Genomic DNA, 12,975 nt, shown 5'->3' with positions numbered 1-12,975 from the left:
ATTAATTTTTAGAATACAACTCTACGATCAACTGTTCTTTAATGTTCTCAGGAATATCTGCTCTTTCAGGAATATGTAAGTATTTTCCTGTCATAGTAGCCTGATCCCACTCGATCCAAGGGTATTTGCTATGATTAAATCCTGATAACGCTTCGCTAACAACTTCCAGAGATTTCGATTTTTCACGAACACCTACAAGCTGTCCTGGTTTCAGGGTATAAGATGGAATATTTACAACAGATCCATCTACTACAATATGACGGTGTGAAACTAACTGACGTGCAGCTGCTCTTGTAGGAGCTATTCCTAGACGGAAAACTACATTATCCAGTCTCGATTCCAACATTTGAAGCAACACCTCCCCTGTGATTCCACGAGAAGCAAGTGCTTTATCAAACATATTACGGAATTGTTTTTCTAAAACACCGTATGTGTATTTAGCTTTTTGTTTTTCACGTAATTGAATACCGTACTCCGACGATTTTTTCTTTCTTCCATTTCCGTGTTGTCCGGGAGGATAATTCTTTTTAGAAAGAACTTTGTCAGGTCCGAATATTGGCTCTCCGAATTTACGGGCGATTCTTGATTTTGGTCCAGTATATCTTGCCATTTTCTTTACTAATTAATAATTAATGAAAGCTGAAATTGTGCAGCCGCGATTACAGAGAGGGTCTACTTGCAATCAAAATCACAATTTAAGTTCCAAATTTAAAATTTTGATTAAACTCTTCTGTGTTTTGGAGGACGACATCCGTTGTGAGGAAGTGGAGTAACGTCAACAATTTCAGTCACTTCAATACCTGCTGCATGGATAGTACGGATTGCAGACTCACGTCCATTACCCGGTCCTTTTACAAAAACTTTTACTTTTCTCAATCCTAAGTCAAATGCAACTTTGGCGCAATCTGATGCTGCCATTTGAGCTGCATATGGGGTGTTCTTCTTTGAACTTCTAAAACCCATTTTCCCTGCTGAAGACCAACTGATAACTTGGCCGTCATTGTTTGTAAGCGAAATAATGATATTATTGAAAGAAGAATGTACATGAGCTTCTCCAATAGCATCAACTTTAACGTTTCTCTTTTTCGCTGCGACTGTTTTTTTTGCCATATCAAATTAATTATTTTGTAGCTTTTTTCTTGTTAGCAACAGTTTTCTTTCTACCCTTACGAGTACGAGCATTATTTTTAGTACCTTGACCTCTCAACGGTAATCCGATACGGTGACGGATACCTCTGTAGCAACCTATATCCATCAATCGCTTGATATTAAGTTGTACTTCAGAACGCAAGTCTCCTTCCACTTTAAACTGGGCAGCGATGATTTCACGCACTTTACCTGCCTGATCATCATTCCAGTCCTTTACCTTGATATCTTTATCTATTCCTGCTTCAGCAAGAATCTTATTAGCAGAACTACGTCCGATACCATAAATGTATGTCAAGGCAATCTCGCCTCTCTTATTTTGTGGTAAATCGACCCCAACTATTCTTATTGCCATATATTTTTTAGATTAATTTGCAAAATTAATAAATTATCCTTGACGTTGCTTGAACTTAGGATTTTTTTTGTTAATAACGTATAAGCGACCTTTTCTTCTGACAATTTTGCAATCAGCTGTACGCTTCTTTAATGATGCTCTAACTTTCATATGTTTGTTTTTTATTTGTATCTGAATGAAATCCGTCCTTTTGACAAATCATAAGGAGACATTTCCACACGTACCCTATCTCCGGGAAGAATTTTAATATAATGCATACGCATCTTACCTGAGATATGCGCAGTAATCTCGTGTCCATTCTCAAGTTCGACACGAAACATAGCATTTGATAGTGCTTCTACAATCACTCCGTCTTGTTCTATTGCTGCTTGTTTAGCCATATTATTTTTTAAAAGATTTAAATTGCGTTATTTCCTAAAACAGCTTCTATAAATTCAAATGTAGATAGAATATCTGCTTTACCCTGGCGAATAGCTACTGTGTGCTCAAAATGAGCTGAAGGTTTGCGGTCGCGGGTTCTAACTGTCCAGCCATCACTTTCGAAAACAACATTCTTGCTTCCCATATTGATCATTGGTTCTATGGCAATACACATTCCTTTTTTTAGCAAAGGACCTGTGCCTCGTTTCCCATAATTAGGAACTTCCGGAGCTTCGTGCATCTTACGCCCTATACCATGACCGACCAATTCACGAACAACTGAATAGCCTCGTTTTTCACAATAAGTTTGAACCGCATCGCTGATATCGCCTATGCGATTCCCTTCTACAGCTTTTTGTATCCCCTGATAAAGAGATTCTTTTGTTGTACGTAGTAAAGCTTTTACATCTTCGGCGACTTCTCCTACACAGAACGTATAGGCAGAATCACCACAAAATCCGTTTTTTTCTGTACCACAATCAACAGAAATAATATCACCATCTTTTAGAACATAGTCGGTTGGAAATCCATGTACGACCTGTTCATTTACTGAAGCGCAAATTGCACCTGGAAAATCTACTGTACCCGGAGCCCCTTTATATCCTAGGAAGGAAGGTATCGCTCCATGATCCATTATAAATTCCTTTGCAATTTTATCCAATTGAGCCGGTGTTACTCCCGGTTTAATATACTTAGCCATCTCACCGAGGGTCATCCCCACCAGGCGATTGCTTTCACGCATCAATTCGATCTCTTCGTCTGTTTTCAGAAATATCATTTATAGTCTCCTTAATATGCCGCAACTGAACCTGAACGTCCTTTAATTCTACCTGATTTCAATAAACCATCATAATGTCTCATCAGTAAGTGACTCTCGATCTGTTGTAATGTATCCAAAACAACCCCAACAAGGATCAATAATGATGTTCCCCCAAAGAATTGTGAGAATTCACGACTTACACCGAAATAGCTTGCAAACGCAGGAAGTATAGCAACTAAGGCCAAGAATAATGAACCCGGAAATGTAATACGGGACATAATCTGGTCTATATAATCTGCTGTCTTTTTACCTGGCTTAATACCCGGTATAAATCCATTGTTGCGTTTCAACTCGTCTGCCATCTGAACCGGATTGATCGTAACGGCTGTATAGAACCATGTAAATGCAATAATCAATATGGCAAATACCAGATTATATGCAACGCTTGTATGATCCATAAATGATGCCATAAATCCTCCTTTATCGTCAGAGAATCCAGCCAATGTGATCGGCACAAACATAATTGCCTGAGCAAAGATGATTGGCATCACGTTAGCAGCATTTACCTTTAGAGGTATATACTGACGTGCACCACCATATTGTTTGTTACCCACTACTCTTTTAGCATATTGAACCGGAATTCTGCGGGTACCTTGTACTAATAGGATCGCACCACAAATAATAAGTAGTAACAATACTATTTCTGCAAGGAACATAACCAATCCCCCTGCCTGACTGCTCAATCGAGAAGTAAACTCCCCAATCAAAGCATGAGGAAGACGGGCGATAATACCTACAAGGATGATAAACGAAACTCCATTACCAATTCCTTTATCAGTTATACGCTCACCTAACCAAAGAACAAACATACTACCCCCAGCCAATATGATTGTAGAAGGTACTAAGAAGTCCCATGAAGTCGGGGCTGCTCCACCAAGTGCACCCACTAAATAAGCAGGGCCTTGGAACAGCAAAATAGCGACTGTCAGATAGCGAGTATATTGATTCATTTTGGTACGACCACTTTCTCCTTCACGTTGCAATTTTTGGAAATATGGCACAGCCATACCTAATAATTGCATTACGATCGAAGCCGAAATGTAAGGCATAATACCTAATGCAAATATAGAAGCATTGGCAAATGCACCTCCCGAGAACATATCCAAAATACCGAGAATACCTCCCGAAGTCTTCGCACGAAGAGCTTCGAGCATAGCCGGATCAACACCCGGAAGAACGATAAATGACCCGAAGCGATAGATCACTACGAAAAAGAAAGTGATGAGGAGTCTTTTTCTAAGATCCTCAATCTTCCATATATTTTCTAGTGTTTTTACTAATCCCATCTTACTTCAGTTTAGTTACAGTTCCACCTATTGCCTGAATTGCAGCCTCTGCTGATTTAGAAAACGCATGAGCTTCTACATCTACTTTAGTTGTAATAGCACCGTTTCCAAGAATTTTCACTAATTGATTTGCTGACAAAAAGCCTGCATCAACCAAAGCCTGAACATCGATTTTAGCTAGGTTTTTAGCTTCAGCTAAACGTTGCAACACGTCTAAATTGATCGCTTTAAACTCAACGCGGTTAATGTTTTTAAAACCGAATTTAGGAAGACGGCGCTGAATAGGCATCTGACCTCCCTCAAATCCGATCTTACGTGAGTAACCTGATCTAGATTTTTGTCCTTTATGACCTTTAGTGGAAGTACCACCTAAACCTGAACCTGCTCCACGGCCAATTCTTTTTCCGGTTTTAGTTGATCCTTCTGCAGGTCTCAAATTTGATAAACTCATATTTTTATATTTTTTTATCTTTTAAACTAATTAGTCTACAACTGAAACCAAATGGCTTACTTTGTTGATCATCCCTCTTATTGCAGCTGTGTCTTCGTGTTCAACAACACGATTCAACTTTCTAAGACCAAGAGCATCTAATGTTTTCTTTTGGTCGATAGGACAGTTGATTCTGCTTCTTACTTGTTTAACTTTAATCTTTGCCATAATAATTTTCTTTGCAAATTAACCTTTAAACACTTTTTCCATAGAAATACCTCTATTTTGAGCTACAGTATACGCATCTCTCAATTCGGATAAAGCTTCGATTGTAGCCTTCACAAGGTTGTGAGGGTTTGACGAACCTTTAGATTTTGCTAATACGTCTGTAATACCAACGCTCTCAAGTACGGCACGCATCGCACCCCCTGCTTTTACCCCTGTACCGGGAGCAGCTGGTCTTAGCATAACCTCAGAACCTGAAAAGCGAGCTACTTGCTCATGTGGAACTGTACCTTTAAGTACAGGAACCTTAATTAGGTTTTTCTTAGCAGCTTCAACTCCTTTAGCAATGGCTGTTGTTACTTCACCAGCTTTACCTAGTCCCCAGCCTACTATACCATCTTCATTTCCTACAACTACGATAGCAGCAAAGCTGAATGTACGTCCCCCCTTTGTTACTTTGGTAACACGGTTGATCGCAACTAGTCTATCTTTCAATTCGATATCGTTGGTCGATTTTACTCTATTGTTAACTCCTGCCATGTTTATTAAAATTTAAGTCCACCTTTACGGGCAGCATCTGCCAATTCTTTAATTCTACCATGGTACAGGTAACCGTTACGGTCGAATACCACAGTTGTAACGCCAGCTTCCTGAGCATTTTTAGCTATTAATTCGCCAACAATTGCAGCTATTTCTTTTTTAGGAGCCTTGTCTGTTAACTTAAGAGACGAAGCTGCTGCCAAAGTTTTACCTGTCAAATCGTCGATAACTTGCGCATAAATTTGCTTGTTGCTTCTGAACACTGTCAGACGTGGACGTTCGGTAGTTCCTGAGATCTTACCGCGTACACGTAATTTTATTTTATTTCTTTTATCAGTCTTTGTTACCATGATTACTACAGTTTATGAATTATTTACCTGCGGTTTTACCAGACTTGCGACGGATAACTTCACCAACAAAACGTATACCTTTACCTTTATAAGGTTCTGGTTTACGGAATGAGCGAATTTTCGAGCAAACCTGACCGATCAGTTGTTTGTCACAAGAATCTAAAAGGATTAGAGGGTTTTTGTTTCTCTCCGATTTTGTTTCAAGCTTTACTTCTGCAGGCAACATCATGAAGATGTTGTGAGTATAGCCTAAAGACAATTCAAGAATCTGACCGTTGTTAGATGCACGGTAACCAACTCCGACTAATTCTAATTCTTTGTGATATCCTTCAGAAACACCAATAATCATGTTGTTGATCAACGATCTGTACAATCCATGTAGAGAACGGTGAGCTTTTTCATCAGACGGGCGTGTCACTGACAATACGCCATCTTCAACAGAGACTTTGATATCTGGATTAACTTCTTGCGATAGTTCTCCTTTTGGTCCTTTGACTGTAACTAAGTTATCGCTACCGATTGTAACTGTTACTCCGGCAGGGATGTTTATGGGTAATTTTCCTATTCTTGACATAACTTGTTATTCTCCTCTTAATTAATAAACATAACACATTACTTCGCCACCTACTTTCAGTTCGCGAGCTTCTTTGTCTGTCATCACTCCTTTAGAGGTAGATACTACAGCTATACCAAGTCCGTTCAGAACGCGAGGCATATCTTTATACCCAACATATTTACGAAGACCTGGAGAAGATATGCGGATCAATTTCTTAATCGCATTCACTTTGTTTACAGGATCGTATTTCAAGGCAATCTTAATTGAACCTTGAGGTCCTTCGTCTACAAACTTATAGTTAAGAATGTAGCCTTTTTCCATGAGAATTTTTGTAATTTCTCTTTTTAAATTTGACGCTGGAATTTCAACAACTCGGTGATTTGCCATGATGGCATTTCTCACTCGCGTCAAATAATCTGCTATTGGATCTGTCATGTTTAAATTGATTTAAATTAATCCCGACCTCGGGACAATATTTAATTCTATACTAAAAAAAATTCTTACCAACTTGCTTTTTTAACTCCCGGTATTAGACCTTTAGAAGCCATTTCCCTAAATTGGATACGGGAAATTCCGAACTGGCGTATATAGCCTTTCGGACGACCTGTAAGGCTACAACGATTGTGTAGACGTACAGGTGAAGCATTCTTAGGTAGAGCTTGTAGCGCTTCGAAATCGCCTTCGGCTTTTAGCTGCGCTCTTTTAGCTGCATATTTAGCAACCATTTTAGCTCTTTTTACCTCACGAGCTTTCATTGATTCTTTTGCCATCTTATATCAATTCTTTTTTTGCGTTCTTAAATGGTAATCCGAACTCTCTCAGTAGGGCATACCCTTCTTCATCTGTTTTTGCAGAAGTTACAAAGGTAATATTCATTCCTAAAATACGACTAATATTGTCGATATTAATTTCAGGGAATATAATTTGCTCTTCGATACCTAACGTATAGTTTCCTCTTCCGTCAAGTTTACTTTCAATACCTTTGAAGTCACGAATACGAGGCAATGCCACACGTACAAGTCTTTCTAAAAACTCATACATTCTATCGTGACGTAATGTAACCATCACACCGATAGGCATTTTCTTACGTAGCTTAAAGTTCGAAATATCTTTTTTAGAGAATGTAGCTACAGCTTTTTGTCCTGTAATTGTAGTCATTTCGTTAATAGCTGTTTCGATAATCTTTTTATCGGCAACTGCTATACCTAGACCTTGGTTGATAACAATTTTTTTCAATACAGGAACTTGCATTGTAGATTTATAACCGAATTCTTTCATCAAAGAAGATACAATACGGTCTTTATATTCTGTTCTAAGAGTTGTTGTATTGCTCATTATTTAATTTCCTCCCCTGATTTTTTAGAAATACGTACTAGCTTTCCATCTACTAATTTTCGGCCGATACGTGTAGGTTTTCCTGATTTAGGGTCTACTACGTTCAGGTTAGAAATATGTATAGAAGCTTCTTTCTTTTCAATTCCTCCTTGAGGACTTTTAGCATTAGGCTTAGTAGATTTGGATACCATGTTAAGGCCTTCAACGATTGCGCGTTGTTTGTCTACAATAACTTTCAACACACGACCTGTTTTACCTTTGTCGACACCGGTATTCACATAAACTATATCGCCTTTTTTGATATGTAATTTACTCATTGCTTTTTTAGTTTTATGGATTATAGTACCTCTGGTGCCAACGAAACTATTTTCATGTTAGTTGCACGAAGTTCACGGGCAACTGGTCCGAAAATACGGCTTCCTCTGATATCACCTGCTGCGTTTAGCAATACACATGCATTGTCATCGAAACGTATATAAGAACCATCCTGACGACGGATTTCTTTTTTTGTACGCACGATAACTGCTTTTGTTACAGCACCTTTCTTTATATCACTCGAAGGGATCACATTTTTGATAGCAACCACAATCACATCCCCGACAGACGCATAACGTCTTCTTGTACCGCCTAATACGCGAATACATAAGCATTCTCTAGCTCCACTGTTATCAGTAACTACTAGTCTTGATTCTTGTTGTATCATAATTATTTAGCCCTTTCGATAATTTCGATTAATCTCCATCTCTTAGTTTTACTCAACGGACGAGTTTCCATGATGCGTACTGTATCACCAATATTACACTCGTTCTTTTCGTCATGAGCATGATATTTCTTCGTTTTGTTAACGAATTTTCCATAAATAGGGTGTTTTTCTTTCCATTTTACAGCCACTGTGATGGTTTTATCCATCTTATTGCTGAAAACGACCCCGAATCTTTCTTTTCTTAAATTTCTCGTTTCCATCAGCTCTTATTTATTTTTTAGTTCTCTCTGGCGCAACTCTGTCATGAAACGTGCAATATCTCTGCGCTTTTCTTTGATCTTAGTTGGATTATCCAATGGAGATACACTGTGGTTTAACACCAATTGGTTTAATGCTATTCTTTCAGCATCTAATCTTTCTTTCAATTCTTTGTCCGAAAGCTCTCTTACTTCTGCAATTTTCATACTTCTTAAGCGTTTTGAGTTAAGTCATAATCTCTGCGAACTATAAATTTTGTAGTCACAGGAAGCTTTTGTGCTGCTAGGCGCAATGCTTCTTTTGCCACATCGTAAGACACACCTTCGATTTCGAATAGTATTCTACCTGGTGTCACTGGTGCAACGAACCCTTCAGGAGATCCCTTACCTTTACCCATACGTACTTCGGCAGGTTTCTTAGTGATAGGTTTGTCAGGGAAAATTCTAACCCAAACTTGTCCTTGACGCTGCATGTAACGAGTTACTGCAATACGAGCCGCTTCTATTTGGCGCCCTGTAATCCATTTGTTTTCCAGAGTTTTGATACCAAATGAACCGAAAGCTAGTTCATGCCCTCTTTGAGCATTTCCTTTCATACGACCCTTTTGCTGTCTTCTGAATTTTGTTTTCTTCGGTTGTAACATTTTACTTCAAACGTTTTTTAATTACTTTCTCTTATTTCTCTTGAAACCTTTTCCTTGTTCACCTCTATCGTTACGACGGTTATCTCCACCTCTGTTATTAGAGTGGCCACCATCTTTCGACGCAACAAACGAAGGAGCTAGGTCTTTCTTACCGTAAACTTCTCCACGGCATATCCATACTTTAATACCAATCAAACCAACTTTTGTCAATGCTTCGGCATGTGCATAGTCGATATCGGCACGGAATGTATGAAGTGGAGTACGTCCTTCTTTATACATTTCTGAACGAGCCATTTCAGCTCCGTTCAAACGGCCTGATATCTGTATTTTGATACCTTCAGCACCCATTCTGATAGTTGAAGCGATAGCCATTTTGATAGCACGACGGTAAGCAATTTTACCTTCTACCTGACGCGCTACATTGTTAGCTACGATAACTGCATCTAACTCAGGTTTTTTAATTTCAAAAATATTGATTTGAATATCTTTATCCGTAATTTTCTTCAACTCTTCTTTCAGCTTGTCTACTTCTTGTCCTCCTTTACCAATGATGATACCCGGACGAGCAGTACAAACTGTAATAGTTACAAGTTTAAGTGTACGTTCGATAACGATACGCGATACGCTAGCTTTAGCCAGACGGGCATTCAGATATTTACGGATTTTGCTGTCTTCCAACAGTGTGCTTCCGTAATTTTTGCCTCCATACCAATTAGAGTCCCATCCTCTGATGATTCCTAAACGATTTGCTATTGGATTTACTTTTTGTCCCATCTGCTATTAATTTTGATTATCTTTATTAAGTGTATCTACGTGAAGAGTTACATGATTCGAGCGTTTACGAATTCTGTAACCTCTACCTTGTGGGGCAGGACGCATTCTTTTTAGCATTGCACCACCATCAACGTTTATCAACGATACAAATAGCTCACCACTTTCTGCTTTACGTTCATTTTTAGCTTCCCAGTTTGCGATAGCTGAACGTAACAGTTTTTCTAGTCTGGCAGCAGCTTCTTTATTTGAGTATTTCAATACACCAAGCGCTCTGAAGGCTTCCATACCGCGAATCATATCTGCCACTAGGCGCATTTTTCGTGGGGAAGTCGGTACATCGTTCAACTTGGCAAAAGAAATGGTTTTCTGAGCTTCCTTTCTTTTTTCAGCTGTTATTCTTTTTCTAGCACCCATTTTTTAATGTTTTCTTTTAATTAATTTATTGGCTTCTGCTCCAATTATTTTTTCTTATTACCTCCGTGTCCACGGAATGTACGTGTAAGGGAGAATTCTCCTAATTTGTGTCCTACCATATTTTCTGTAACATATACCGGAATAAATTTATTTCCGTTATGAACAGCGATAGTATGACCTACAAAATCCGGAGATATCATTGAAGCCCTTGCCCATGTCTTAACTACAGCTTTCTTGCCTGACTCATTCATAGCCAAGACTTTTTTCTCAAGCTTAACATTAATATACGGGCCTTTTTTTAACGAACGACTCATAATTTCTACTAATTAATCAGGTTATTATTTTTTTCTTCTTTCGATTATGTACTTAGAAGAATGTTTCTTAGGGGCTCTAGTCTTAAGACCTTTAGAATACAATCCTTTACGTGATCTTGGGTGACCTCCCGAAGCGCGACCTTCACCACCACCCATTGGGTGATCGACTGGGTTCATCACTACACCACGGTTACGAGGGCGACGTCCAAGCCAACGAGAGCGTCCGGCTTTACCTGATTTTTCGAGAGCATGATCCGAATTACCTACACTACCAATAGTAGCTTTACAGGTTAAAAGAATCTTACGTGTTTCACCTGAAGGCATTCTGATAATTGCATAGTTTCCTTCACGAGAAGTCAACTGCGCGAATGTACCTGCCGAGCGAATCATTTTAGCTCCTTGTCCTGGGCGTAATTCGATATTATGAATCACTGTACCAATCGGAATTTTTGCCAAAGGCAATGCATTTCCAACTTCAGGAGCAGCATCAGCTCCTGACATCACTGTCTGACCTACCGTTAGTCCTTCTGGAGCCAAAATATATGTTTTTGCTCCATCTGCATAATATAACAAAGCGATACGAGCCGAACGATTCGGATCGTATTCTATTGTTTTTACAGTGGCTGGTATTCCGTCTTTTGTTCTCTTGAAATCAATAAGTCTGTAGCTTCTTTTATGACCACCGCCAAGATAACGCATTGTCATCTTACCTTGGTTATTACGACCTCCAGACGCACTTTTGCCGACTACAAGAGATTTCTCTGGTACACTTGCAGTGATTTCTTGAAATGTACCAATAATTTTGTGTCTCTGCCCCGGTGTTGTGGGCTTTAATTTACGTACTGCCATTTTTTATTTAGATATTACTAAAAAAGTCTATACTCTCACCATCTTTTAGGGTGACTATCGCTTTTTTGAAAGCAGAAGTTTTACCGCTGATTACACCTGCTTTGGTATAACGGCTTTTGCGTTTTCCGCTGTAGTTTATGGTGTTTACCGACTCAACTTTTACGCCATAAAGCTCTTCTATTGCATTCTTAATCTCCACTTTATTTGCACTTGGAGCAACACGAAAACCATAACGATTTGGAAATTTTTCCGAGATCGCTGTTTGTTTTTCTGTCAATATTGGTTTAATAATAATTCCCATTGTATCCTCCTTATGCTTTTAAAAGATTATCGATAATAGCAACCGAAGACTCAACCAACACTAAACTTGTACAGTTAAGTATTGAGTAAGTATTTAAATCAGAAGCCTTTACAACTTTCACTCTTTCTAAATTACGAGCCGACAAATATACGTTTTTATTTTGGTCTGGCAAAACTAGAAGTATCTTTTTATCAGCCACTTGCAAATTATTGGCTAATGCTACAAAATCTTTAGTTTTTGGAGCATCGAAAGAAAGATCTTCAACCACTAGTATCTGATTTTCCTTTGCTTTGGTAGAAAGGGCAGATTTACGAGCTAGTTGTTTCACTTTTTTATTTAATTTGAAGCTATAATCTCTAGGTGTAGGTCCGAAAACACGGGCTCCGCCAACTAATAAAGGAGATTTGATATCACCACGACGTGCACCGCCTCCACCTTTTTGCTTAATCAGCTTGCGTGTACTACCCGACAACTCACTTCTTTCTTTTGTTTTGTGAGTACCTTGACGTTGGTTTGCAAGGTATTGCTTCACATCTAACCAAAGAACGTGTTCGTTAGGCTCAATTCCATAAATAGCATCATTCAATGCTACTTTTTTACCGGTATCTTTACCGCTTTTATCTAATACACTCAGTTCCATTATTTCTCAATTAATACGATTGAACCTTTACTTCCCGGTACAGAGCCTTTAATCAACAAAAGATTGTGTTCCGGAATCAACTTAATAATTTCAAGGTTTTGTACAGTTGTACGCACGTTACCCATTTGTCCACCCATTCTTGTTCCTTTGAACACTTTTGCTGGATATGAACAAGCACCAATAGAACCTGGAGCACGCAAACGGTTGTGTTGCCCTAAAGTAGCTTGTCCAACTCCACCAAAATTGTGACGTTTAACAACCCCTTGGAAACCCTTACCTTTTGATGTTCCAATAACATCTACATACTCTGCACCTTCGAAGAAGTCGACAGTGATTACATCTCCTGCTTTACGACCTTCGATTCCTTTGAACTCGGCCAAGTGTCTTTGGGGAGCTACTCCAGCTTTCTTGAAGTGACCTTGCTGTGGCTTAGCAGTATGTTTGTCTTTCTTTTCAACAAACCCTAGCTGTACAGCTTCATAGCCATCTTTTTCGATAGTTTTAACCTGAGTAACAACACAAGGACCCACTTCGATAACAGTGCATGGAATATTTTTTCCCTCGGCACTGAAAACGGATGTCATTCCGATTTTTCTTCCTAATAATCCTGGCATTT

The 12,975-nt window shown here is 38.9% G+C and carries 27 protein-coding genes; all 27 read right to left on the bottom strand.

What is annotated here, in order from left to right; translation table 11 throughout:
- Position 1: 1 nt before the first annotated feature.
- Positions 2–610, bottom strand: coding sequence for a 30S ribosomal protein S4 (gene rpsD, locus JGH11_RS00215; protein ID WP_201109541.1), 609 nt, complete (start codon positions 608–610; stop codon positions 2–4).
- Between the two features lie 110 nt (positions 611–720).
- Positions 721–1,110, bottom strand: coding sequence for a 30S ribosomal protein S11 (gene rpsK / locus JGH11_RS00210; protein WP_201109540.1), 390 nt, complete (start codon positions 1,108–1,110; stop codon positions 721–723).
- Positions 1,111–1,120: 10 nt separating this feature from the next.
- Positions 1,121–1,501 (bottom strand): 30S ribosomal protein S13, encoded by a 381-nt coding sequence (gene rpsM, locus JGH11_RS00205; protein WP_201109539.1) that lies wholly within the window; start codon positions 1,499–1,501, stop codon positions 1,121–1,123.
- 33 nt (positions 1,502–1,534) lie between these two features.
- Positions 1,535–1,651: a type B 50S ribosomal protein L36 gene (ykgO, locus tag JGH11_RS00200; RefSeq protein WP_009433293.1), complete on the bottom strand. Its 117-nt coding sequence runs from the start codon at positions 1,649–1,651 to the stop codon at positions 1,535–1,537.
- 11 nt (positions 1,652–1,662) lie between these two features.
- Positions 1,663–1,881, bottom strand: a complete 219-nt coding sequence (gene infA / locus JGH11_RS00195; RefSeq protein ID WP_006800239.1) for a translation initiation factor IF-1 — start codon at positions 1,879–1,881, stop codon at positions 1,663–1,665.
- Positions 1,882–1,898: 17 nt separating this feature from the next.
- Positions 1,899–2,699 (bottom strand): type I methionyl aminopeptidase, encoded by an 801-nt coding sequence (gene map, locus JGH11_RS00190; RefSeq protein WP_201109538.1) that lies wholly within the window; start codon positions 2,697–2,699, stop codon positions 1,899–1,901.
- An 11-nt stretch (positions 2,700–2,710) separates the two neighbouring features.
- Positions 2,711–4,027 carry a preprotein translocase subunit SecY gene (secY, locus tag JGH11_RS00185; RefSeq protein WP_201109537.1) on the bottom strand — a complete coding sequence of 439 codons (1,317 nt, stop codon included), beginning with the start codon at positions 4,025–4,027 and terminating at the stop codon, positions 2,711–2,713.
- A 1-nt stretch (position 4,028) separates the two neighbouring features.
- The gene (rplO, locus tag JGH11_RS00180) at positions 4,029–4,478 is read right to left on the bottom strand and encodes a 50S ribosomal protein L15 (RefSeq protein ID WP_201109536.1); all 450 of its coding nucleotides are present in this window, start codon (positions 4,476–4,478) and stop codon (positions 4,029–4,031) included.
- Between the two features lie 30 nt (positions 4,479–4,508).
- Positions 4,509–4,685 carry a 50S ribosomal protein L30 gene (gene rpmD, locus JGH11_RS00175; protein WP_201109535.1) on the bottom strand — a complete coding sequence of 59 codons (177 nt, stop codon included), beginning with the start codon at positions 4,683–4,685 and terminating at the stop codon, positions 4,509–4,511.
- Positions 4,686–4,703: 18 nt separating this feature from the next.
- On the bottom strand, positions 4,704–5,222 hold the full coding sequence (gene rpsE, locus JGH11_RS00170) for a 30S ribosomal protein S5 (protein WP_201109534.1): 519 nt from the start codon (positions 5,220–5,222) through the stop codon (positions 4,704–4,706).
- Between the two features lie 5 nt (positions 5,223–5,227).
- Positions 5,228–5,572 (bottom strand): 50S ribosomal protein L18, encoded by a 345-nt coding sequence (gene rplR, locus JGH11_RS00165; protein WP_201109533.1) that lies wholly within the window; start codon positions 5,570–5,572, stop codon positions 5,228–5,230.
- Positions 5,573–5,591: 19 nt separating this feature from the next.
- Positions 5,592–6,146 (bottom strand): 50S ribosomal protein L6, encoded by a 555-nt coding sequence (rplF, locus tag JGH11_RS00160; RefSeq protein ID WP_201109532.1) that lies wholly within the window; start codon positions 6,144–6,146, stop codon positions 5,592–5,594.
- Between the two features lie 21 nt (positions 6,147–6,167).
- Positions 6,168–6,563 carry a 30S ribosomal protein S8 gene (gene rpsH, locus JGH11_RS00155; protein ID WP_201109531.1) on the bottom strand — a complete coding sequence of 132 codons (396 nt, stop codon included), beginning with the start codon at positions 6,561–6,563 and terminating at the stop codon, positions 6,168–6,170.
- Between the two features lie 65 nt (positions 6,564–6,628).
- On the bottom strand, positions 6,629–6,898 hold the full coding sequence (rpsN, locus tag JGH11_RS00150; RefSeq protein ID WP_201109530.1) for a 30S ribosomal protein S14: 270 nt from the start codon (positions 6,896–6,898) through the stop codon (positions 6,629–6,631).
- Between the two features lies 1 nt (position 6,899).
- A complete protein-coding gene (gene rplE / locus JGH11_RS00145; RefSeq protein WP_201109529.1) occupies positions 6,900–7,463 on the bottom strand; it encodes a 50S ribosomal protein L5 in 564 nt (187 codons plus the stop codon).
- Positions 7,463–7,780: a 50S ribosomal protein L24 gene (gene rplX / locus JGH11_RS00140; RefSeq protein WP_201109528.1), complete on the bottom strand. Its 318-nt coding sequence runs from the start codon at positions 7,778–7,780 to the stop codon at positions 7,463–7,465. Before rplX ends, rplE begins: the two co-directional genes overlap by 1 nt.
- Before the next feature lie 20 nt (positions 7,781–7,800).
- Positions 7,801–8,166 (bottom strand): 50S ribosomal protein L14, encoded by a 366-nt coding sequence (rplN, locus tag JGH11_RS00135; protein WP_201109527.1) that lies wholly within the window; start codon positions 8,164–8,166, stop codon positions 7,801–7,803.
- Between the two features lie 2 nt (positions 8,167–8,168).
- Positions 8,169–8,426 (bottom strand): 30S ribosomal protein S17, encoded by a 258-nt coding sequence (rpsQ, locus tag JGH11_RS00130; RefSeq protein WP_006800252.1) that lies wholly within the window; start codon positions 8,424–8,426, stop codon positions 8,169–8,171.
- A 6-nt stretch (positions 8,427–8,432) separates the two neighbouring features.
- The gene (gene rpmC / locus JGH11_RS00125) at positions 8,433–8,630 is read right to left on the bottom strand and encodes a 50S ribosomal protein L29 (protein WP_029903257.1); all 198 of its coding nucleotides are present in this window, start codon (positions 8,628–8,630) and stop codon (positions 8,433–8,435) included.
- Between the two features lie 5 nt (positions 8,631–8,635).
- A complete protein-coding gene (gene rplP / locus JGH11_RS00120) occupies positions 8,636–9,067 on the bottom strand; it encodes a 50S ribosomal protein L16 (protein WP_006800254.1) in 432 nt (143 codons plus the stop codon).
- 21 nt (positions 9,068–9,088) lie between these two features.
- The gene (rpsC, locus tag JGH11_RS00115) at positions 9,089–9,841 is read right to left on the bottom strand and encodes a 30S ribosomal protein S3 (RefSeq protein ID WP_201109526.1); all 753 of its coding nucleotides are present in this window, start codon (positions 9,839–9,841) and stop codon (positions 9,089–9,091) included.
- A gap of 6 nt (positions 9,842–9,847) precedes the next feature.
- Positions 9,848–10,255, bottom strand: coding sequence for a 50S ribosomal protein L22 (gene rplV, locus JGH11_RS00110; protein ID WP_201109525.1), 408 nt, complete (start codon positions 10,253–10,255; stop codon positions 9,848–9,850).
- 44 nt (positions 10,256–10,299) lie between these two features.
- Positions 10,300–10,569, bottom strand: coding sequence for a 30S ribosomal protein S19 (gene rpsS / locus JGH11_RS00105; protein WP_006800257.1), 270 nt, complete (start codon positions 10,567–10,569; stop codon positions 10,300–10,302).
- A 24-nt stretch (positions 10,570–10,593) separates the two neighbouring features.
- Positions 10,594–11,418, bottom strand: coding sequence for a 50S ribosomal protein L2 (rplB, locus tag JGH11_RS00100; RefSeq protein ID WP_201109524.1), 825 nt, complete (start codon positions 11,416–11,418; stop codon positions 10,594–10,596).
- 7 nt (positions 11,419–11,425) lie between these two features.
- Positions 11,426–11,719 carry a 50S ribosomal protein L23 gene (rplW, locus tag JGH11_RS00095; protein WP_201109523.1) on the bottom strand — a complete coding sequence of 98 codons (294 nt, stop codon included), beginning with the start codon at positions 11,717–11,719 and terminating at the stop codon, positions 11,426–11,428.
- 10 nt (positions 11,720–11,729) lie between these two features.
- Complete coding sequence (gene rplD, locus JGH11_RS00090) at positions 11,730–12,359, bottom strand: 50S ribosomal protein L4 (protein ID WP_201109522.1); 630 nt, start codon at positions 12,357–12,359, stop codon at positions 11,730–11,732.
- A complete protein-coding gene (rplC, locus tag JGH11_RS00085; protein WP_201109521.1) occupies positions 12,359–12,973 on the bottom strand; it encodes a 50S ribosomal protein L3 in 615 nt (204 codons plus the stop codon). The genes rplD and rplC overlap by 1 nt, the downstream gene beginning before the upstream one ends.
- Between the last annotated feature and the right edge of the window lie 2 nt (positions 12,974–12,975).

The organism is Dysgonomonas sp. Marseille-P4677 (assembly GCF_016652235.1).
In the GTDB taxonomy this organism is placed as follows: Bacteria; Bacteroidota; Bacteroidia; order Bacteroidales; family Dysgonomonadaceae; genus Dysgonomonas.
Note: the sequence above shows the minus strand (reverse complement) of the source record. Positions and strands in the feature narration are given on the sequence as shown.